The following is an 18,597-nucleotide window of genomic DNA, read 5'->3' as shown; positions in this document are numbered from 1 at the left end:
CTCGCGCAGGATTACATGCGGAACACGCCGAAGCGGCTCTGTTCGATGGGGGCATTAAGGGCCGCAGACAGGGCCAGGGCCAGGACGTCACGGGTCTGTGCCGGGTCGATGACGCCGTCGTCCCACAGCCGGGCGCTGGAGTAGTAAGGGTGCCCCTGGTGCTCGTATTGATCGAGGATCGGCTGTTTGATCTCGGCTTCCTGGGCGGCGTCGAAAGGGTGTCCGCCGCGTTCCGCCTGCTCGCGCTTGACCTGTACCAGCACCCCGGCCGCCTGTTCGGCACCCATCACGCCAATCCGCGCGTTGGGCCACATCCACAGAAAGCGTGGATCGTAGGCGCGACCGCACATGCCGTAGTTACCGGCCCCGAAGCTGCCGCCGATGATCACGGTAAATTTCGGCACCTTGGCGCAGGCCACCGCAGTGACCAGCTTGGCGCCGTGCTTGGCGATGCCGCCAGCCTCGTATTTCTGGCCCACCATGAAGCCGGTGATGTTCTGCAGGAACAGCAGGGGAATCCCGCGCTGGCAGGCCAGTTCGATGAAGTGCGCGCCTTTTTGCGCGGCTTCGGCGAAGAGGATGCCGTTGTTGGCGAGGATGGCGACAGGGTAGCCATGCAGGTGAGCGAAACCGCAGACCAAGGTGGTGCCGAACAGGGCCTTGAACTCATCGAACAACGAGCCGTCCACCAGCCTGCTGATGACTTCGCGTACATCGAAGGGCTGCTTGGGATCGGCCGGCACCACGCCGTAAAGCTCTTCACGGGCATACAGCGGAGCAATCGGGGTGCGTTGCTGCAACTGGCCCTGCTTGTGCCAGTTGAGGTTGGCCACGCTGCGCCGGGCCAGGGCCAGGGCGTGTTCATCGCTGTCGGCGTAGTGGTCGGCAACCCCGGAAATCTTGCAGTGCACGTCGGCGCCGCCCAACTCTTCGGCACTCACCACCTCGCCGGTGGCGGCTTTTACCAGGGGCGGGCCGGCGAGGAAGATGGTGGCCTGTTCACGAACCATGATGGCTTCGTCGGCCATGGCCGGCACGTAGGCGCCGCCGGCGGTGCAGGAACCCATGACCACGGCGATCTGCGGGATGCCCTGGGCGCTCATGTTGGCCTGGTTGAAGAAGATCCGGCCGAAGTGCTCGCGGTCCGGGAATACTTCGTCCTGGCGCGGCAGGTTGGCGCCGCCGGAGTCCACCAGGTAGATGCAGGGCAGGCGGTTCTGTTGGGCGATGGTCTGGGCCCGCAGGTGTTTCTTTACCGTCAGCGGGTAGTAGGAGCCACCTTTCACCGTGGCGTCGTTGGCCACGATCATGCATTCGATGCCTTCTACCCGGCCGATGCCGGCAATCACGCCGGCGGCGGGCACGTCTTCGCCATAGACCTCGTAGGCGGCCAGGGGGCTGACTTCAAGAAACGGCGAGCCAGGGTCGAGCAGGCGGTTGATACGCTCGCGCGGCAGCAGTTTGCCCCGGGAAGTGTGGCGCTCCTGGGCCTTGGTGCCGCCGCCTTGCTGGACCTGGGCGAGCAGGGTGTGCAAGGCGTCGACTTGGGCCAGCATGCTGGTCGCGTTCTGCGCGAACTCGGGGGATTTCGGGTTGAGCTGAGACTTCAGAATCATGGGAGGGCCTACGGCAGCTTCAAGCGACACGCTTCAAGCTGCAAAAGTAAGTCGGTATTACGGCAGCTTTGGCTTGCCGCTCGTAGCTCGCAACTTGCGGCTGCTCTTACTTGGTTTCGTTGAACAGTTCGCGACCGATCAGCATGCGGCGGATTTCGCTGGTGCCGGCGCCGATTTCGTAGAGCTTGGCGTCACGCAGCAGGCGGCCCGCGGGAAATTCGTTGATGTAGCCGTTGCCGCCAAGGATCTGGATCGCATCCAGGGCCATCTGGGTGGCACGTTCGGCGCTGTAGAGAATCACCCCGGCGGCGTCCTTGCGGGTGGTTTCGCCACGCTCACAGGCCTGGGCCACGGCGTACAGGTAGGCGCGGCTGGCGTTGAGCTGGGTGTACATGTCGGCGATCTTGCCCTGGATCAACTGGAACTCGCCGATGCTCTGACCGAACTGTTTGCGGTCGTGGATGTAGGGCACCACCAGGTCCATGCAGGCTTGCATGATCCCGGTCGGGCCGCCGGAGAGCACTACGCGCTCGTAGTCCAGGCCGCTCATCAGCACTTTGACCCCGCCGTTGAGCACGCCGAGGATGTTTTCCTCCGGCACTTCCACGTCATCGAAGAACAGCTCGCAAGTGTTGGAGCCGCGCATGCCCAGCTTGTCGAACTTGTTGCTGCGGCTGAAGCCTTTCCAGTCACGCTCGACGATGAAGGCGGTGATGCCGTGGGGGCCCTTTTCCAGGTCGGTCTTGGCGTAGATCACGTAGGTGTTGGCGTCGGGGCCGTTGGTGATCCAGGTCTTGCTGCCGTTGAGGACGAAGTGGTCACCGCGCTTGTCGGCGCGCAGCTTCATCGACACCACGTCGGAGCCGGCGTTGGGTTCGCTCATGGCCAGGGCGCCAATGTGTTCGCCGCTGATCAGCTTGGGCAGGTATTTGCTCTTTTGCTCATGGTTGCCGTTGCGGTTGATCTGGTTCACGCAGAGGTTGGAGTGGGCACCATAGGACAGTGCCACCGAGGCGGAGCCGCGGCTGATCTCTTCCATGGCCACCACGTGGGCCAGGTAACCCAGCCCGGCGCCGCCGTATTCTTCCGCTACGGTAATGCCCAAGAGACCCATGTCGCCGAACTTGCGCCACATGTCGGCGGGGAACAGGTTGTCGACATCGATCTGTGCCGCCCGAGGAGCCAGTTCCGCCTTGACGAAGGCCTGGACCTGTTGGCGCAGCATGTCAATGGTTTCACCGAGGGCGAAGTTCAGGGTCGGGTAACTCATGGCGGGGCACCTTCAAACTTGTTTTTATTGAGGGAATGGGCTGCAGAGAGCGGCGCTGTCTAGCTCTCACCTTTACGTTAACGTAAACCTGCGACCGAAGGCTGTCAATCGCCCTTTACGTAAACGTCAACTTGCGCCAGAGTAGCAGGGCTTTCGATTGGAGCCAGGCTTTTTCGCACCATCGGCCAGGCTCCTGAACACCCACTAATAAAGACAATAGGGGTCGTCATGGAACACTCGGGTTTCCAGCCGGATCGCAGTTACACCCGTGGTACGCAAGACAAGCCATTGCTGGCGCTGACCATCGGTCAGGCCTTCGACAACACCGTCGCTGCCTATCCCCAGGGGGAAGCCCTGGTGGTGCGTCATCAGCAGTTGCGCTACAGCTGGCAGCAACTGCGCGAGGCAGTCGACCTGCATGCCAGGGCGCTGCTGGCCTTGGGGCTGAAGACGGGGGATCGACTGGGGATCTGGGCCCCCAACTGCGCCCAGTGGTGCATCGCCCAATTTGCCAGTGCCAAGATCGGCGCGATCCTGGTGAACATCAACCCGGCCTATCGCAGTTCCGAGCTGGAATATGTGCTCAAGCAGTCCGGCTGCCAGTGGCTGATCTGCGCCGGAGCCTTCAAGACCTCTGACTACCACGGCATGCTGCAGGGGCTGATCCCCGAGTTGGCGGAGCAATCCATCGGTCAATTGCACTGTGAGTGCCTGCCGGAGTTGCGTGGAGTGATCAGCCTGGATGTCCAGCCGCCCTCCGGCTTTCTGCCCTGGTCGCAACTGACGGCCCTGGCCGCTGGAGCCACCGCCGAGCAATTGCAGGCGCGCCAGGACAGCCTGGATTTCGATCAGCCGGTGAATATCCAGTACACCTCCGGCACCACCGGTTTCCCCAAGGGTGCGACCCTGAGTCATTACAACATCCTCAATAACGGTTACATGGTGGGAGAGAGCCTGGGCCTGACCGCGGCAGATCGGCTGGTGATCCCGGTGCCGCTGTATCACTGCTTCGGCATGGTCATGGGCAACCTGGGCTGTATCACCCACGGCACCACCATGATCTACCCCAACGATGCCTTCGACCCGTTGCTGACCCTCAGTACCGTGGCCGAGGAGCGGGCTACCGGCTTGTATGGGGTGCCCACGATGTTCATCGCCATGCTCGACCAGCCCAGGCGTGGTGAGTTCGACCTGTCGAGCCTGCGTACCGGGATCATGGCCGGTGCCACTTGTCCGATCGAGGTGATGCGCCGGGTCATCAGCGAGATGCACATGAGCGAGGTGCAGATCGCCTACGGCATGACGGAGACCAGTCCGGTGTCGTTGCAGACCGGTCCTGCCGACGATCTGGAGTTGCGGGTCACCACCGTGGGCCGTACCCAGCCGCACCTGGAGAGCAAGATCATCGACGAGGCCGGCAATCTGGTGCCCCGAGGCACCATCGGTGAACTCTGCACCCGGGGTTACAGCGTCATGCTCGGTTACTGGAACAATCCCCAGGGCACCAGTGAATCCATTGATCAGGCGGGCTGGATGCACACCGGCGACCTGGCCACCATGAACGAGCAGGGTTATGTGTGCATTGCCGGGCGCAACAAGGACATGATCATCCGCGGTGGCGAGAATATTTACCCGAGGGAGCTGGAAGAGTTTTTCTTCACCCATCCCGCCGTGGCCGATGTACAGGTGATCGGCATTCCCTGCGCCAGGTACGGTGAGGAAATCGTCGCCTGGATCAAGTTTCATCCCGGGCATTGCGCCAATGAAGTCGAGCTGCAGGCCTGGTGCAAGGAGCGCATCGCCCACTTCAAGACGCCGCGTTACTTCAAGTTTGTCGAGGAGTTTCCGATGACGGTAACCGGCAAGATCCAGAAATTCCGCATGCGCGAAATCAGCATCGAGGAGTTGCGCGAGCAGGTGAGCAGGGTGTGAGCATTGCTGGAGCGTGCATCTGGACGGGTGCACGCTTTATGGGCGAGAAGGGCAGGCAAAAGCTAAATCGCAGAAAGCACAAAGGGGAGCCGAAGCTCCCCTTTAATTTGTCGTTGCGTGCTCTTTTTTTATTATTGAGGGGCGGTCTATTGTTGTTTTTGGCAACCGTGGCCCTTTACCGCTGTTTTTGGCGATCCCCATCCGGGATCAAGAGCAAACGTATTTTTTTGAGCGCTGATCTAACGTGTCGCCAGGGCGATCCAACCAGTTCGGGAGCTACCTCAGGGTAGTTTTATTGTTCTCTGACCGGTTGCGGGTGGCTCTTGCAAGCCCTCCTGCACATCACATCCTCTCCAAAAAAATCTGTTAGCTGCGTCTCTGCCGTGTTGTTTTTGTTATGTCAGAGTCGTTACGTCTTATTTTTATTAGGTTTGCTGCTTTTTATTCTTGTTATGCCATAGAGATAGCAGAAGCCGTGCCAACTTTTTAAAGTCCTTTAAAATCAACAGCTTGATGTTTTTGTAGGACAATCTGCATCGCAATAAAATCGACAAACTGTTTCCGTGTTACTCGTTCCCGCCACCGTTTAGAGCGGCCGGTAACACCCGGCCGCACATTGGCTCACCCGGCGCTACGTGCCTTGGCCACACGAGAACCGCTGGGGCGGCCCAGCACCGTGCAGATCTGCCGGCCAGCATCGATCAGGCGATCCATGTCGATACCGCTGTGTATGCCCAGGCCGTTGAGCAGGTACAGCACATCCTCGGTAGCAACGTTACCGCTAGCGCCCTTGGCATAGGGGCAGCCGCCGAGGCCGGCGATCGAACTGTCGAACACCGCGATGCCCTCCAGCAGACTGGCGTAGACGTTGGCCAGGGCTTGGCCATAAGTGTCGTGGAAGTGGCCGGCGAGCTTCTCCCGTGGCACCTGGGCGCCCACCACTTCGAACATTCTGCGGGTGGCGCCGGCGGTGCCGGTGCCGATGGTGTCGCCCAAGGACACTTCGTAGCAGCCCATGGCGTACAGCTCACGGGCCACCAGGGCCACTTGCTCCGGGGCTACCTCACCTTCGTAAGGGCAGCCCAGCACACAGGACACATACCCGCGCACGCTGACGTCATGCTGCTTGGCGGTCTCCATGATCGGCACGAAGCGCTGCAGGCTTTCGCTGATGGAGCAGTTGATGTTGCGCTGGGAGAAGGACTCCGATGCGGCGGCGAACACCGCGACTTCCTTGACCCCCGCCGCCAGGGCGTCTTCGAAGCCCCGCAGGTTCGGCGCCAGCGCGCCGTAGACCACCCCCGGCTTGCGCTGGATGCGGGCGAAGACCTCGGCCGAACCGGCCATCTGCGGTACCCACTTGGGCGAGACGAAACTGCCGACTTCTATATAGCCCAGGCCTGCCGCCGTCAGGGCATCGACCAATTGCACCTTGTCCTCGACGCTGATGGGCTGGGCTTCGTTCTGCAGACCGTCGCGGGGGCCCACTTCGATCAGGCGTACATGGCTGGGGAGTGACATTCAGGTTCACCTTCTATGAGTGAGGGCGGATGCCGGCGCGAGCGGCGCAGGTGTCCCAAGGATTATTGTGCGGTGCTTTTCTGGTTCTGGATGGTTTGTTCCAGCGCCTGGGTGCAGCGCTCTTCGGCGGTGTCCAGTTCCAGCTTCATCTGTTCGATGTCGAGCAACTGCTGTTCGAGCTGCTCACGGCGCTCGCCGATTTTCGCCAGCATGCTGTGCAACTGCTTCAGGTTGCCGCTGCTGGGGTCGTAGAGCTCGATGAGTTCACGGCATTCGGCCAGGGAAAAGCCGATGCGCTTGCCTCGCAGGATCAGCTTCAGACTGACTTTGTCCCGAGGGGAGTAGATGCGTTCCTGGCCGCGACGCTCAGGGGCCAGCAGGCCCTGCTCTTCATAGAAGCGTATGGCCCGGGTGGTGATGTCGAGCTCGCGGGCGAGGTCGGAGATGCTGTAGGTCTGGCTGCTCATGGAGGCGCTCAAGGTGGGACTTGGCGCTAAGCTAAAGGCAGGTTTACGTATACGTCAAGCAATCCGCGTCGATCCCGTTCGCCGGCAAGCCGGCTCCTACAGTGAGGGCTTGCCGGCGAAGGGGTCAGGCTGTCTGCTGGTCGAGTTTCTTTTCGTGGGCGGTCACCTGTTGGCACAACTCGATCATCTGTTCGCGCATCCAACGGTTAGCCGGGTCCTGGTCGGTGCTTTCGTGCCAATAGAGGTGGGTTTCCACCGGTGGTACATCATTGACCGGCAGATTGAAGGCCTGCAGGTCATGGCGTCGGGCAAAACGTTCCGGGACGGTCATGACCATGTCGGTTTGTTGCAACACTTGTGAAGCCATCAGGTAGTGCTGGGAGCGCAGGGTGATCTTGCGCTGGATGCCCATCTTGCCCAGCGCCAGGTCGACATGGCCCAGGCCGCTGCGACGGCTGGAAATATGGATGTGGGTCAGGGACAGGTAGTCGTCCAGGGTGAACTTTTCCTTGCCGGCCAGGGGGTGGCCCTTGCGCATGGCGCACACGTAACGGTCTTCCATGAGCTTGACGTGGCGCACCTGGGGGTCGGTGTTGAGGGGGGCGTCCACGGCAAAGTCCAGGCGCCCGGCTGCCAGTTCCTTGGTGGTCTCCCGGCGCTTGGAGAGGAAACTCTCGATGATCACCGCCGGTGCCAGGCGACGCAGGCGTTGGAACAGGGGGGGCAGGATCACAGCCTCGGTCAGGTCGGTCATGCTGATGCGGTAGGTCTTGACCGCTTGCAGAGGGTTGAAAATCCGACTTTCCTGGACTGAAACCCGCAGCAGTGACAATGCATTGCGCACCGGGCCGATGATGTTCTGTGCCATGGGGGTGGGCACCATGCCCTGGGCGGTCCTGACGAACAGCGGATCATTGAAGGTCTCGCGCAGACGCGCCAGTGCGTTGGACACCGCCGGTTGGGTGATGCCGACGATCTGCCCGGCGCGGGTCAGGTTGGCTTCGGTGTAGATCGCGTCGAAAACGATGAAGAGGTTGAGGTCGACCTTGCTCAGATTCATGGCGCTGCACTCTTATTGTTAGGGCCTGTGAGGGAGGCTCGGAGGCCTTTCGGATCAGCCGATCATATATCGGTGATGAATGTTAATACACGCCGAGAATAGGCTAGGTAAATTTTCGTAGCTGATCTAGCATCGATTTCAGTCCCCCAACACCCGTTCTTCACAAAGGTAGAACTGCCCATGGAATTCGCCTATTCCCCCAAGGTTCAAGAGCTGCGTGAGCGCGTCACCGCGTTCATGGATGCCTATGTTTATCCGGCTGAAGCGGTCTTCGAGCGTCAGGTTGCCGAAGGTGATCGTTGGCAGCCGACCGCCATCATGGAAGAGCTCAAACTCAAGGCCAAGGCTGAAGGTCTGTGGAATTTGTTTCTGCCTGAGTCGGAACTGGGGGCCGGCCTGACCAACCTTGAATATGCGCCACTGGCGGAGATCATGGGCCGATCGCTGCTGGGTCCCGAGCCGTTCAACTGCTCGGCGCCGGATACCGGCAACATGGAAGTGCTGGTGCGTTATGCCAGCGAAGAACAGAAGCAGCGCTGGCTGGAGCCGCTGCTGCGTGGCGAGATCCGCTCCGCGTTCGCCATGACCGAGCCGGATGTGGCTTCCTCCGACGCCACCAACATGGCGGCCCGCGCGGTGCGCGACGGCGATCAGTGGGTCATCAACGGCAAGAAGTGGTGGACCTCGGGCGCCTGTGATCCGCGTTGCAAGATTCTGATCTTCATGGGCCTGAGCAATCCGGATGCGCCGCGTCATCAGCAGCACTCGATGATCCTGGTGCCGGTGGATACCCCCGGGGTGAAGATCGTCCGTCCACTGCCGGTGTTTGGCTACGACGATGCGCCGCATGGTCACGCCGAAGTGTTGTTCGACAACGTCCGCGTACCTTATGAGAACGTGCTGCTGGGAGAGGGGCGTGGTTTCGAGATTGCCCAGGGCCGCCTCGGCCCGGGCCGCATTCACCACTGCATGCGTTCCATTGGCATGGCCGAGCGGGCGCTGGAATTGATGTGCAAGCGTGCGGTGAATCGCACTGCGTTCGGCAAACCGCTGGCTCGCCTGGGGGGCAATATCGACAAGATCGCCGACTCGCGGATGGAGATCGACATGGCTCGGCTGCTGACCCTCAAGGCGGCCTACATGATGGACACCGTGGGTAACAAAGTGGCCAAGAGCGAGATTGCCCAGATCAAGGTGGTGGCGCCGAATGTGGCCCTGCGGGTGATCGACCGGGCGATCCAGATTCACGGTGGGGCCGGGGTATCCAATGACTTCCCATTGGCCTACATGTACGCCATGCAGCGCACCTTGCGCCTGGCCGATGGCCCGGATGAAGTACACCGCGCGGCCATTGGCAAGTACGAAATCGGCAAGTATGTGCCGAAGGAAATGCTGCGCAGCAGCCATTGATGATCATGCAGCCGGCCTGCCGGGCGACGCCTGTGGCAGGCCGATTGCTGTGTATTCAGTACACCCAGACTTCTACGCGCCGGTTCTTGATCCGGCCCTCGTCGGCGTTGTTGGCCGCCACTGGCAGCTCAGCGCCGAAACCGCGGATCTCGCGAAACACCACGCCGCTTTTCACCAGTTCCCTGCGCACTGTCATGGCCCGCAGCTTGGACAGCAGTGCAGCGCGTGCCGGGTCGCTCTTGGCATCCCCGAATCCGGCCAGAGTGACGTGCCGGTTCATCTTGCCGTGCTGGCGCAGGTAATCCAGGACGCGATTCAGGTCCTGGCGTGCCTTGTTGTCCAGATTGGCGCTGCCCTCCTCGAAGCGAAAGTTCACGCTCAGGCGTTGCGCGTCCCGGCTCAGTTGCTGGTAGGCCTTTGGCATCTGTGGGCTGGGCGTTACCCGCATGGCTTGCACGGTCTGGGCGACAAAGCCGTTGGAAGCGACGATGGCCTGGCCTTTGGCGCTCTGGGCAAAACTCACCAGGGCGTCCGCCCAGGGGTTCTGCCCATTGGGCGGCAAGTACAGGTACAGACGCCGCGACAGTGGGTAGTCCTCAGTGGCGATCAGACTGTTGAGGGGCGGCATGGGTTGGGAGTCACCGTCGATAATCGCCACGGCCTTGGCCTGGCGTACGTAGGGCAAGCCGATGAAGCCGATGCCTTGAGGGTCCCGGCTCACCGCGTCAGACAGCTGTTCGCTGGATTCGAAACGCTTGGCCGCCGGGTTCAACGCCTTGCCGCGACGGCTGAGGACCAGCTCCTTGAAGGTGTCGTAGGTGCCGGACTGATCATCCCGGGCATACAGGTGGACCGGCCCGCCCGTGCTCCCCAGTTCTTCCCAGGTCTTGATCTCGCCACTGAACAGGCGGGCCAGTTGCTCGGTGCTTAGCTGGCTCAGCGGATTGCGCGGATGAAGGATGATTGCCAGACCGTCGATGGCGATGACCTGTTCGGCGCCAGGGCTTTTCAGGTCTCCCAGGCTTTCCAGCTCCACCAGTTCGCTGTCCTTGATCGGTCGGGAGGCGGCCGCAATATCGGCCTGGGCGTTTTTCAGTGCGCTAAAGCCGGTACTCGAACCGTGGGCGGCAACGTCCACTCTGACTGTCCGACCTTGGGCGCTCTGTCCTAGAACGCGTTTCTCATTGTCCTTGCCACCGCCCTCGATCCTGACGTTGTGCAGACCCTGTTGTTCAAGCAAGCCCTTGACCAGCGCCGGGCCAAGCTGGGCGCCGATGGTGTTGGAGCCCTGGATACGCAGCACGGCGGCATTGTCGGGCGCCAGGGGCAAGGCGGCAAACACCGACCAAGGCAGGGCATAGCAAACAAAGCCGATCAGAAACAGGCTGATGGTCCGGCACCAGATATCTCGTTCACTGACGGTGGAAGCGCGGGGCATGGCGGCACTGGCCTTCTATTGAGAAAGAGGAGAGTGCTGGCGAGATTAAGTCAGGGAGGTGACAGGTATGTGACGGGCGGCACTTTCTGGCGATAAATGGCGAAAGTCCTACATCGTAAATAGCTGTTTTCTCTAGATTTTTTGAGAATTTTCCTAAAGACCAGTCTTCGGAGGCTGCGTAGAGTTGGCAACTTTGTCTGGCGGGGATTGGGGCGACTGCCAACGCGTCATCCCCCCGCAGATGCCCCGGCAGTGTTGTGCTGCTATTTCGTAGTAAGCAAAGGAGTTACAAATGAGTGCTTGGTTCGAGCTGAAGCAGTATGGCAGTGGTGCATGCAGATTCTTGCTGAAGACAAAGGAGGCGCAGACCATGCTTCAAAGCGACCGATTCCCTTGCCGGGACAGTGCCGAGGCGGCTCTCGGCCTGTTCCGCGCACACTGCTCTTCTCCCGAGCGTTACGTCAAGAAAATTTCATCGGGCGGTAAACCTTTTTTCAAGCTCAAGTCTGGCAAGGAAGTGATTCTGGTCAGCCACTTGTACGATTCGGAAGCCACACTTGAAAGCGCCATCAGCGCCATTGCAGCAGCCGGCACCACTGAGCGGGTTGAAGTGGTCCACATGTAAGCGGTAGTAAAAAGCCCATCTTGCGATGGGCTTTTTTGTGCCTGTGAATCAGCTCAACTCGAGCCAGATCGGCGCATGGTCAGAGGGCTTTTCCATGCCCCGCAGTTCATAGTCGACGCCGGCGTCCTTGACCCGGGGCAGCAGCCCCTGGGATGCCATGATCAGATCGATGCGCAGGCCACGCTTGGGTTCGTCCTCGAAGCCGCGACTGCGGTAGTCGAACCAGCTGAAGCGATCGTTCACCTCGGGGTTCAGGTGACGGAAGCTGTCTACTAGACCCCAGTTCTTCAGGCGTGCCATCCACTCGCGCTCTTCCGGCAGGAAGCTGCATTTGCCGGTCTTGAGCCAGCGCTTGGCATTTTCGGCGCCGATGCCGATGTCGCAGTCTTCCGGGGAAATATTCACGTCACCCATGACCACCAGGGGCTGGTCGTTGCTAAAGCGATTTTCCAGCAGGTGCTGCAGGTCGCTGTAGAAGCGTTCCTTGGCCGGGAACTTGGTGGGATGGTCGCGGCTTTCACCTTGGGGGAAGTAGCCGTTCATGATGGTCACCGGCGTGCCGTTGGCATCGGCGAAAGTACCCCAGATAAAACGCCGCTGGGCGTCTTCGTCATCGCCCTCGAAGCCTTTATGCACGGCCAGTGGTGCCTGGCGCGAGAGCAGGGCGACACCGTAATGGCCCTTCTGGCCGTGGTAGTGCACGTGGTAGCCCAGGGCCTGGACGTCGGCGAGGGGAAACTGCTCGTCGGCGACCTTGGTTTCCTGCAGGCCGATCACGTCCGGCTGGTGTTTGTCGATCAGCGCCGCCAGCTGATGGGGGCGGGCGCGCAGCCCGTTGATATTGAACGAGACGATCTTCATGGTCGGCGGTCCTGGCAAAACAGCGATGCTAGCTGACTACGCCCGGGTCGACCAGCATGGCAGCCCCGCGAATGCGCTGCTAATGTCCTTGAGCGTGGGAACGATCAGCGCCGCGCCAGGTTCGTAATAACAAGAGTGCGGCCATTCGAGCCGGGCCTAGGGGAGAGTGACCGACATGCCTGATACCGCCAACGCCATCGCCGATATCCATATGCTCGACAGCGGCTATTCCCGTGAAGCGCGGTCGCTGCTGTACCAGGCCTATCGCCATGAGCCGACCTTCGGTTTCATTTTCGAATCCGAGCGTGCCGGTTATGAACAGCGGGTGCGGGCCACGGTGCGTGAGCTGGTGAAACAGCATTTTCTGCAAGACCTACCGGCCATCGGCCTACTGGTCAACGACCGCTTGATCGGCATTGCCCTGATCGCTCCACCGCAACGCCGCCTGGGCATTACCGAAAGCTGGGCCTGGCGGCTGCGCATGGTGCTCAGTACCGGGTTTCGTTGCACGCGGCGCTATCTGGAGTACCACGAGTCGGTGCAGGCCTGCCTGCCCGGCGATGCGGTCCATGTGTTGCCGTTGCTAGGCGTGCACCCGCAATTCCAGGGACAGCATTTCGGCGAACAGTTGCTGGAGGCGGTGCACAATTGGTGTGCTGTGGATGAGCATTCCCAGGGCGTGGTGCTGGATACGGGTAATCCGCGCTATCTGGAGTTCTATAAACGCCAGGGTTATGAAGAGATTGGAGAGATCGCGGTAGGGCCGGTCCGCGAGCACGTATTCTTTCATCCGAACCCGCAACTCTTACAAAGAGCAACAGCCTGATATAGAACTTTCCCAGCACTTGAGCGCTCTATCGCCCCCCCAAGCTCGTGATAGCATCCGCGCCTATGAAGTTTCCAGGAAGATTTACCAGCGGCTTTTTGCTGTTGTTCACAAGCTTTGCGGCGCTGGCGCAGAGCGAATTGGATGTCAGGGTAAAGCCCGCCAATGACGAGCTGAAAGCCAATGTGGAAGGTTACATTGGCGGTGTCGGTGATCGCGATGAAGAAGCCCTGCTGCGATTCAGCCGGGGCGCCGAGGAGCAGGCGAAGAAAGCCGCCCAGGCATTGGGCTACTACCAGCCCCGTATCGAAAGCGAAGTGCGCGGCGGCGAGAAACCCCGCCTGTTGTTGCGTATCGACCCCGGTGAACCGGTGCATCTGCGCAACGTGACGATCCGGGTCGAAGGCCCGGCAGCGTCCCTCAAGTCCTTCCGCACCCCTGACAGTGACCAGCTCAAGCCTGGCGCTGTGCTCAATCATGGCCGTTACGAAGATGCCAAGCGCCTGATCCAGAACCAGGCCTCGCGCTACGGTTTTTTCAGCGGGCGTTTTACCCGCCAGCAATTGTCGGTAGACCCTCTGGCCGGGGTGGCGGACATCGAACTGGTGTATGACAGCGGTCCGCGTTACGCCCTGGGCAAGGTCAGCTTCACCGGGGATTCTTTGTTCGACGAAGACCTGTTGCGGCGCATGGTGCCCTTCAAGAGCGGCGCCCCCTACGACTCCGAGCTGATTGCCGAACTCAACCAGGCGCTACAGTCCAGCGGCTATTTCGAGGGCGTGCGGGTCGATGCCGCGCCCACGGCTGCCGAGCACGAGGTGATTCCAGTGGCGGTCCGGCTGGAAACCCGCAAGCCCCGGACCATGGGGCTTGGCCTGGGTTACTCCACCGACGTCGGCCCCCGGGTCAAGGCCAACTGGACCCGGCACTGGGTCAATCCCCAGGGTCACAGTTATGGCTGGGAGGCCGAAGTCTCGGCGCCCCGGCAGAACGTCGGCCTGTGGTACGACATTCCCCTGGACCCGCCGCTGACCGACAAGCTGCGCTTCGCCGGTGGTTATCAGAATGAAGAAATCTCCGGCACCGATACCCTGAGTAAGCTGCTCACAGTGGGCCCCGAGTGGCACAGCAAGTTGCCCAGCGGCTGGCAGCGCGTGGTCTCGCTGAAGTATCAACGTGAGGAGTATCGCCTTGGGGACGACTCGGGCCTGAGTAATCTGCTGATGCCTGGCCTGACCTATTCCTACCTGCGCAGCGACAATCGTATCGATCCGCACAATGGTTATCGCATTCAATTCGATACCAAGCTGGCCAAGGAAGGCGTGGGCTCCGACACCAACCTGTTGTACGGAACGGTCCTGCTCAAAGGCCTGACCACGGCCTGGGACAATCACCGCTTTCTGGGGCGTGTGCAGTTTGGAGGCAGCGCCACCAACGGTTACAAGTCCATTCCGCCGTCCTTGCGCTTCTTCGCCGGTGGCGACCAGAGCGTGCGTGGTTACGACTACCAGACCCTGTCCCCGAAGAACTCCGAAGGGGATCGCATCGGCGGGCGTTACATGGTGGCTGGCAGTGTTGAGTATCAGTACTCCATTGCCGAGAAATGGCGGATCGCGACCTTTGTCGATCAGGGCAACTCGTTCAACAAACTGGAGCTACCGAACCTCAAGACCGGGGTTGGTGTGGGGCTGCGCTGGGTGTCGCCGGTAGGGCCGATCCGGGTCGACCTGGCCCACGCGATGAATGACGACGGTGGGATTCGCTTGCACTTTTCCATGGGGCCAGAGCTTTGAAGCGCACCTTGAAGATAACGCTGCTGGCGATTCTTGCGCTGGTGATCCTGACCCTTCTGGCCTTGACCACGGTGCTGGGGACCCAGGCCGGCAGCCGCTGGGCACTGGGCCTGGTGCCGGGGCTGACCCTGGACAATTTCCAGGGCCATCTGGGTGGCCAATGGAGCACAGACCATCTGCTCTGGCAGCAGGACGGCAGCCAGGTCGAGCTCGATTCGGTGAAATTTGCCTGGTCTCCTGCCTGCCTGTTGCGCATGACCCTGTGCATTGAGCAGTTGGAGGCCGATCAGGTCAGCCTTCAGTTCGCTCCCAGCAACGATACCGAAGAAAGCACAGGGCCCATCAGCCTGCCGGAACTGCGTCTGCCCGTGGCCATCGAGCTGGGACAGGTACGGGTCGGCCGCTTGTTGTTCAACGGCAGTGAAGAACTCAAGGGGCTGCAACTGGCGGCGCACTGGACCGCTCAGGGCTTGCAGATCGACTCGGTGCACCTGCAGCGCGATGACCTGAGCCTCGACCTGTCCGGCCTGTTGCAACCCAGTGGCGACTGGCCCCTGACGGCTCAGGGCACCCTCGGCTTGCCCGCTCCTGGCGGTGCTCCTTGGGCCCTGGCTATGCAGGTCGAAGGCGATCTGCTCAAGACCCTGAAACTCAAGGCCGACAGCAGTGGCTATCTGCAAGGGCAGTTGAGCGGTGAGCTGCAACCTCTGGTGGAGAACCTGCCGGCGCAAGTGCGGATCATTGCCAGTGGCTTCAAGGCCAGCGCCGACTTGCCGGACACCCTGCAACTGGATCAGTTGGAACTGACCGGCAAGGGGGACTTGAAAAACGGCTATCAGCTCGACGGCAAGGCCAGTCTGCCGGCGGAGCAAGGGCCGGTGGCTCTGCTGTTGCAAGGCAAGGTCGACGCCAAGGGCGCGCAGATCGCCACGCTGGACCTGCGAGCCAACGACAAGCAGAGCCTCAATCTCAGCGGTCAGCTTGATTGGAGCCAAGGCTTTTCGGCCGAGGCCAAGCTTGCCTGGCTGGATTTCCCCTGGCATCGCCTTTATCCATTGATCGAAGAACCGGCCGTGGCGCTGCGCAGCTTCAATGCAGAAGTGGCCTACCGGGATGGCAACTACCTGGGCAATTTCAAGGGTGACCTGGATGGCCCGGCAGGCGCCTTCAGCTTGAGCAGTCCCTTCAGCGGCGACCTGAGCAAGATCTTCCTGCCGCAATTCCAGCTCACGGCTGGACAAGGCAAGGCCCAGGGGCACCTGAACCTGCAATTTGCCGACGGTGTGGCCTGGGATACGGCGCTGGAACTGTCGGCCATCAACCCGGCCTATTGGCTGGCCGAGTTGCCCGGTACCCTGGCCGGCCCCTTGCGCAGCCAGGGGGAAATGAAGAACGAACAGCTCAAGGTCACAGCCGACCTCGACCTCAAGGGGCGCCTGCGGGGGCAGCCGGCCGTGCTGCTGGCCAAGGCCGACGGAGCAGGGGAGCAGTGGAACCTGAGTGCCCTGGATATCCGCCTGGGGGACAACCGCATCAATGGCTCCGGTAGCCTGCAGCAGAAAATCGCCGGCCAGCTGGACATCAAGCTGCCGCGTCTGGGCCAGCTATGGCCGCAGTTGCGCGGGCAACTCAATGGCCGGGTAGATCTGGCAGGCACGCTCAAGGCGCCACAGGGCAAGGTGGACCTCTCGGGGCAGCAACTGGCCTTTGTCGACAACCGCCTGCAAAGCCTCAAGCTGGGGGCGACTCTCGACGGCGCACAACAGGCCCAGGTGGATCTCAAGGGCAGTGGGATTCAGGCGGGAGACACCCAGCTTGGCACCCTGACCCTGGCCGGCCAGGGCGATATCAAGAAACAGAAACTGCAACTGGACCTGCAAGGCCCACTGTTGAAACTGGCCCTGGGGCTGGATGGCGTGCTGGATCAGGGCAACTGGCGGGGGCGCCTGGCCAGTGGCGATGTACAGACCGGCGGCCAGGACTGGAAACTGCAGAACCCGGCGAAGCTGGAGCGTTTGGCCAATGGCACCCTCAACTTTGGCGCCCATTGCTGGACCAGCGGCGATGCCAGTCTGTGTGGCGAAGACCAGCGATTGATGCCCGATCCGAAGCTGCGTTATCACCTCAAGCGTTTCCCCATCGACAGCCTGGCTCAATGGCTGCCCAAGGATTTCGCCTGGAAGGGCATGCTCAATGCCGAGGTACAGTTGGACCTGCCGGCCAGCGGTCCCAAAGGCCAGATCCTGCTGGATGCCAGTGGTGGCACCCTGCGGGTCAAGGACAAGGGCCAATGGCTGGACTTCCCCTATCAGGCGTTGAAGCTCGATACCCGCCTCAACCCGCGGCGCATCGATACCCAGCTGCAGTTCGACGGCGGCAAGTTGGGCGAACTGATGGTCCAGGCACAGATCAATCCGTTGCCCAAAAGCAAACCGTTGTCCGGGGAGTTCCGCCTCAGTGGTCTGGATCTGTCCGTGGCACGGCCGTTTGTGCCCATGGTGGAGAGACTCAGTGGCAACCTGAACGGCAGTGGACGCTTGTCTGGCGGGCTGTTGGCGCCTCAGGTCAACGGCAATCTGCAACTCAGTGGCGGAGAGGTCTCTGGTTCCGAGCTGCCCATCAGCCTTGAAGACTTGCAATTGAGCGCGCAGATCATGGGCGAGAGCGTGCAACTCAACGGCGGCTGGAAAAGCGGCAAGGCCGGGCAGGGCAACCTCAATGGCAATATCGCCTGGGGGCGAGCCTTGGCGGTGGACCTGAGCCTCAAGGGCACGCAGTTGCCCGTCACTGTCGAGCCCTATGCCGCGCTGGAAATGGCTCCGGACCTGAAGATCTCACTGCAAGACGACAAGCTGGCAATCGACGGCAAGGTGCTGATCCCCAAGGGGCAGATCACCGTACGCGAATTGCCGCCCTCGACGGTCAAGGTTTCCGATGACACGGTCATCGTCGGCCAGCAGACCGACGAGGGTAAGAAGCCCATGGCCATGGCGATGAACATCGATGTGGAGGTGGGCCAGGACAAGCTCAGCTTTGCCGGGTTCGGCCTTACCGCCAACCTGCGGGGGCATGTGCACATTGGCGACAACATGGATACCCGCGGCGAGCTGTGGCTCAACGACGGTCGTTACCGGGCCTATGGCCAGCGCCTGACGGTGCGTCGTGCACGGTTGCTGTTTGCCGGCCCCATCGACCAGCCGTACCTGGATATCGAGGCGGTGCGCCAGACCGACGACGTGATTGCCGGCATCCGCCTGAGTGGTAGCGCCGAGCAACCGGCGACACAGATCTTCTCCGAACCGGCCATGAGTCAGGAACAGGCCTTGTCCTACCTGGTACTGGGGCGGCCGCTGAGCTCCACCGGTGAAGACAACAACATGCTGGCCCAGGCCGCCCTGGGCCTGGGGTTGATGGGCAGTGCCGAGCTTACCGGCGGCATTGCCAAGAACCTGGGCATCCAGGACTTCCAGCTCGATACCCAGGGCAGTGGCAACAGCACCAGCGTGGTGGCCAGCGGCAATATTTCCGAGAAACTCAGCCTGCGTTATGGCGTCGGGGTGTTCGAACCTGCCAGCACCATTGCCTTGCGCTACAAACTGAGCAAGAAGGTCTACCTGGAAGCGGCCAGCGGCTTTGCCAGCTCCCTGGACATCTTCTACAAGCGCGACTTCTAAGGCTCGCTGCCAAAGGGGGCATGGCCCCCTTCTTGTCCACGCCACCTCTCCCTGATCGAACAAGGCACCCGCCGGTTTTCAAACCGGCGGCGCTGCGCCGTTGA

The 18,597-nt window shown here is 61.3% G+C and carries 13 protein-coding genes; 6 read left to right on the top strand and 7 right to left on the bottom strand.

The window, feature by feature from the left end; translation table 11 throughout:
• Positions 1–11: 11 nt before the first annotated feature.
• Together WIN67_RS20135 and WIN67_RS20130 are read right to left on the bottom strand one after the other, a co-directional pair.
• Complete coding sequence (locus WIN67_RS20135) at positions 12–1,616, bottom strand: carboxyl transferase domain-containing protein (RefSeq protein ID WP_306396319.1); 1,605 nt, start codon at positions 1,614–1,616, stop codon at positions 12–14.
• A gap of 106 nt (positions 1,617–1,722) precedes the next feature.
• Positions 1,723–2,886 carry an isovaleryl-CoA dehydrogenase gene (locus WIN67_RS20130; RefSeq protein ID WP_102864693.1) on the bottom strand — a complete coding sequence of 388 codons (1,164 nt, stop codon included), beginning with the start codon at positions 2,884–2,886 and terminating at the stop codon, positions 1,723–1,725.
• A 228-nt stretch (positions 2,887–3,114) separates the two neighbouring features.
• Between WIN67_RS20130 and WIN67_RS20125 the strand changes: the two genes are divergently transcribed.
• On the top strand, positions 3,115–4,818 hold the full coding sequence (locus WIN67_RS20125; RefSeq protein ID WP_170003891.1) for an AMP-binding protein: 1,704 nt from the start codon (positions 3,115–3,117) through the stop codon (positions 4,816–4,818).
• Positions 4,819–5,439: 621 nt separating this feature from the next.
• On the opposite strand, the gene WIN67_RS20120 is transcribed toward WIN67_RS20125, so the two are convergent.
• The 3 genes from WIN67_RS20120 to WIN67_RS20110 all read right to left on the bottom strand — a co-directional run bounded on the left by WIN67_RS20120 (position 5,440) and on the right by WIN67_RS20110 (position 7,866).
• Positions 5,440–6,339 (bottom strand): hydroxymethylglutaryl-CoA lyase, encoded by a 900-nt coding sequence (locus tag WIN67_RS20120; RefSeq protein ID WP_339069940.1) that lies wholly within the window; start codon positions 6,337–6,339, stop codon positions 5,440–5,442.
• A 62-nt stretch (positions 6,340–6,401) separates the two neighbouring features.
• A complete protein-coding gene (locus WIN67_RS20115; protein ID WP_102864696.1) occupies positions 6,402–6,806 on the bottom strand; it encodes a MerR family transcriptional regulator in 405 nt (134 codons plus the stop codon).
• A 124-nt stretch (positions 6,807–6,930) separates the two neighbouring features.
• Positions 6,931–7,866, bottom strand: a complete 936-nt coding sequence (locus WIN67_RS20110) for a LysR family transcriptional regulator (protein ID WP_102864697.1) — start codon at positions 7,864–7,866, stop codon at positions 6,931–6,933.
• Positions 7,867–8,046: 180 nt separating this feature from the next.
• Here WIN67_RS20110 and WIN67_RS20105 point away from each other — a divergent pair, with 180 nt between their 5' ends.
• Positions 8,047–9,276, top strand: a complete 1,230-nt coding sequence (locus WIN67_RS20105; protein ID WP_102881801.1) for an acyl-CoA dehydrogenase — start codon at positions 8,047–8,049, stop codon at positions 9,274–9,276.
• A 55-nt stretch (positions 9,277–9,331) separates the two neighbouring features.
• On the opposite strand, the gene WIN67_RS20100 is transcribed toward WIN67_RS20105, so the two are convergent.
• Positions 9,332–10,714: a phosphate ABC transporter substrate-binding/OmpA family protein gene (locus tag WIN67_RS20100; RefSeq protein WP_339069939.1), complete on the bottom strand. Its 1,383-nt coding sequence runs from the start codon at positions 10,712–10,714 to the stop codon at positions 9,332–9,334.
• Between the two features lie 292 nt (positions 10,715–11,006).
• On the opposite strand from WIN67_RS20100, the gene WIN67_RS20095 reads away from it, so the two are divergent.
• Positions 11,007–11,339, top strand: coding sequence for a DUF1508 domain-containing protein (locus tag WIN67_RS20095; RefSeq protein WP_339069938.1), 333 nt, complete (start codon positions 11,007–11,009; stop codon positions 11,337–11,339).
• A 48-nt stretch (positions 11,340–11,387) separates the two neighbouring features.
• On the opposite strand, the gene xthA is transcribed toward WIN67_RS20095, so the two are convergent.
• On the bottom strand, positions 11,388–12,200 hold the full coding sequence (xthA, locus tag WIN67_RS20090; protein WP_102881798.1) for an exodeoxyribonuclease III: 813 nt from the start codon (positions 12,198–12,200) through the stop codon (positions 11,388–11,390).
• A 175-nt stretch (positions 12,201–12,375) separates the two neighbouring features.
• On the opposite strand from xthA, the gene WIN67_RS20085 reads away from it, so the two are divergent.
• From WIN67_RS20085 to WIN67_RS20075, 3 genes are all read left to right on the top strand, one after another.
• On the top strand, positions 12,376–13,026 hold the full coding sequence (locus WIN67_RS20085; RefSeq protein ID WP_213665656.1) for a GNAT family N-acetyltransferase: 651 nt from the start codon (positions 12,376–12,378) through the stop codon (positions 13,024–13,026).
• A 65-nt stretch (positions 13,027–13,091) separates the two neighbouring features.
• Positions 13,092–14,819, top strand: a complete 1,728-nt coding sequence (locus WIN67_RS20080; protein ID WP_339069937.1) for an autotransporter assembly complex family protein — start codon at positions 13,092–13,094, stop codon at positions 14,817–14,819.
• A complete protein-coding gene (locus WIN67_RS20075; RefSeq protein WP_339069936.1) occupies positions 14,816–18,493 on the top strand; it encodes a translocation/assembly module TamB domain-containing protein in 3,678 nt (1,225 codons plus the stop codon). The genes WIN67_RS20080 and WIN67_RS20075 overlap by 4 nt, the downstream gene beginning before the upstream one ends.
• The last annotated feature ends 104 nt before the right edge of the window (positions 18,494–18,597 follow it).

Origin of the sequence: Pseudomonas idahonensis (genome assembly GCF_037903935.1) — a bacterium.
GTDB classification, from domain to species: Bacteria; Pseudomonadota; Gammaproteobacteria; order Pseudomonadales; family Pseudomonadaceae; genus Aquipseudomonas; species Aquipseudomonas danubii.
The sequence above is the reverse complement of the archived record's forward strand: the minus strand, read 5'-3'. Positions and strand labels throughout refer to the sequence as shown.

Excerpts from the sequence above, each read along its gene's own strand:
- WIN67_RS20080 (WP_339069937.1), top strand. The coding sequence starts at position 13,092 with ATGAAGTTTCCAGGAAGATTTACCAGCGGCTTTTTGCTGTTGTTCACA.
- WIN67_RS20135 (WP_306396319.1), bottom strand. The coding sequence starts at position 1,616 with ATGATTCTGAAGTCTCAGCTCAACCCGAAATCCCCCGAGTTCGCGCAG.
- xthA (WP_102881798.1), bottom strand. The coding sequence starts at position 12,200 with ATGAAGATCGTCTCGTTCAATATCAACGGGCTGCGCGCCCGCCCCCAT.
- WIN67_RS20110 (WP_102864697.1), bottom strand. The coding sequence starts at position 7,866 with ATGAATCTGAGCAAGGTCGACCTCAACCTCTTCATCGTTTTCGACGCG.
- WIN67_RS20100 (WP_339069939.1), bottom strand. The coding sequence starts at position 10,714 with ATGCCCCGCGCTTCCACCGTCAGTGAACGAGATATCTGGTGCCGGACC.
- WIN67_RS20095 (WP_339069938.1), top strand. The coding sequence starts at position 11,007 with ATGAGTGCTTGGTTCGAGCTGAAGCAGTATGGCAGTGGTGCATGCAGA.
- WIN67_RS20125 (WP_170003891.1), top strand. The coding sequence starts at position 3,115 with ATGGAACACTCGGGTTTCCAGCCGGATCGCAGTTACACCCGTGGTACG.
- WIN67_RS20120 (WP_339069940.1), bottom strand. The coding sequence starts at position 6,339 with ATGTCACTCCCCAGCCATGTACGCCTGATCGAAGTGGGCCCCCGCGAC.
- WIN67_RS20130 (WP_102864693.1), bottom strand. The coding sequence starts at position 2,886 with ATGAGTTACCCGACCCTGAACTTCGCCCTCGGTGAAACCATTGACATG.
- WIN67_RS20085 (WP_213665656.1), top strand. The coding sequence starts at position 12,376 with ATGCCTGATACCGCCAACGCCATCGCCGATATCCATATGCTCGACAGC.
- WIN67_RS20105 (WP_102881801.1), top strand. The coding sequence starts at position 8,047 with ATGGAATTCGCCTATTCCCCCAAGGTTCAAGAGCTGCGTGAGCGCGTC.
- WIN67_RS20115 (WP_102864696.1), bottom strand. The coding sequence starts at position 6,806 with ATGAGCAGCCAGACCTACAGCATCTCCGACCTCGCCCGCGAGCTCGAC.